Origin of the sequence: uncultured Campylobacter sp., from assembly GCF_937890585.1 — a bacterium.
In the GTDB taxonomy this organism is placed as follows: Bacteria; Campylobacterota; Campylobacteria; order Campylobacterales; family Campylobacteraceae; genus Campylobacter_A.
This window is the reverse complement of record NZ_CALACG010000376.1, coordinates 1-1,765: the sequence shown is the minus strand read 5'-3', so window position 1 is coordinate 1,765 and position 1,765 is coordinate 1. Positions and strand designations below refer to the sequence as shown.

At 42.7% G+C, this 1,765-nt stretch carries 2 protein-coding genes and 1 pseudogene; all 3 read left to right on the top strand.

Features of this window, described 5'->3' with window-relative positions; genetic code table 11:
* Positions 1-303, top strand: a 303-nt coding sequence (locus Q0296_RS11115) for a DapH/DapD/GlmU-related protein (RefSeq protein ID WP_298040576.1), incomplete at its 5' end; no start/stop codon positions are given.
* Complete coding sequence (coaBC, locus tag Q0296_RS11110) at positions 290-1,462, top strand: bifunctional phosphopantothenoylcysteine decarboxylase/phosphopantothenate--cysteine ligase CoaBC (protein ID WP_298040579.1); 1,173 nt, start codon at positions 290-292, stop codon at positions 1,460-1,462. The genes Q0296_RS11115 and coaBC, both read left to right, overlap by 14 nt.
* Positions 1,459-1,765: pseudogene (locus tag Q0296_RS11105) on the top strand (hypothetical protein); the annotation flags it as partial. The gene coaBC and the pseudogene Q0296_RS11105, both read left to right, overlap by 4 nt.

Genomic DNA, 1,765 nt, shown 5'->3' with positions numbered 1-1,765 from the left:
GGACATCTAAGCTATCTTGGCGACTGCGAGATAGAAAGTGGCACAAATATAGGCTGCGGCACGATCACATGCAACTACGATGGCAAGGCAAAATACAAAACCAAGATCGGCAAAAACGTCTTTGTTGGCTCAGATACGCAGCTAGTTGCCCCTGTAAATATCGCTGATAACGTCATCATCGCAGCTGGCAGCACCATCACAAAAGACGTTGAGAGCGGCGCTCTAGCTATTAGCAGAGGTCGTCAAGAGAACAAAAGCGGCTTTTTTGAGAAATTCTTTGGCAAAGACGATGTTAAAAAATAAGAAAATTTTACTTGCCGTTTGCGGCAGTATCGCCTTTTATAAAGCTTACGAAATTTTATCGCTGCTTAAAAAGCAAGGCGCTGATGTTTATGTGGCTTTGAGTGAGGGGGCGCTTGAGTTTTGCAGTGTAAGCGGCTTTGAGGCGCTAAGCGAGCATAAAATTTTAAGCTCACAAACGCAAAACTGGCAAGACGGCGTAAATCACATAGCCTACTCTAAAATGGATCTAGTCCTCATCGCACCTGCCTCGGTAAATACGATAAATAAGCTAACAGCTGGCATCTGCGACAATGTCTTCATGCAAACGCTAATCGCCGCCTCGCACGTGCCTTTGGTTGTCGCCCCAGCTGCAAATAACAATATGATCGAGCATTTTGCGACGCAAAATTCGCTTGAAATTTTAAAGAAAAACGGCGCTTTAGTAGTTGAGCCAGTGTTTAAAACTCTAGCTTGTGGCGACGTTGGCAAGGGTGCTTTAGCAAGCCCTGAAGTGATAGTAGAAGCTGCCATTAAAAGGCTTAGTAAGCCACTTTTTGCAGGCAAAAAAGTAGTGATAACGGGCGGTGCAACGACTGAAAAGATAGATGACGTTAGAGCCATTACAAATTTTTCAAGCGGCAAGATGGCAAGAGCCTTGGCTAGAGCCTTTTACTACGCAGGTGCAGAGGTAAAACTGCTTACTAGCTTTGAGGCTAGTAGCGAGCCGTTTCTTAGCCTTAAATTTAGCTCAAGTAGCGAGCTTTTGGAGCTTTGCAAGAGTGAGTGTGAGGGTGCAAATTTACTTGTAATGTGCGCTGCGGTGAGCGATTTTGTACCGACAAAGATAGATGGCAAGATAAAAAAAGAGGACATTGGCGAAAGCTTAAATTTAGACCTAAAGAGAAATGTCGATATTTTGCAAAGCTTAAAAGAGCTTAAATGTAAAAAGATCGGCTTTAAGCTTGAAATTTCAAACGAAAACGCTCTTAAAAGCGCAAGATCAATGCTAGAAAAAAAAGCGCTTGACGCAGTTTGCCTAAATATTTTGGGCGAGAAAAACGGCTTTTCAAGCGAGCAAAACGAGGTAAATTTCATCACAAAAGATAGTGAAATTTTACTGCCGCTTGCCTCAAAAGATGAGATCGCAGGGCGCATAGTGGAGCTAGCAGCAAATTTATGATAGAGCAGATCTCACGCGTCCAAAAGATAGCAAACAACAGCCAAGCTCCGCTAGTAGCGATAAATTCATCCCTGCCGCTTAGCATTTTGGTAAGCCAAAAGGTCGGCTTTAACAGGTACATCTTAAATTTCGCAAATAGAAATTTAAACACAAAAAGCGTAAAAGAGCTAAACGTGGGCTCTAGATACTGGGGCGAGGTGCATAGTCAGGGCGAAAATATCGTCATAAAAAATTTATACGAAAAACCAAAAATTTTAGATGAGGACGTTTTGGCTGACGGGTTAAATTCTGTCTCTTATACAC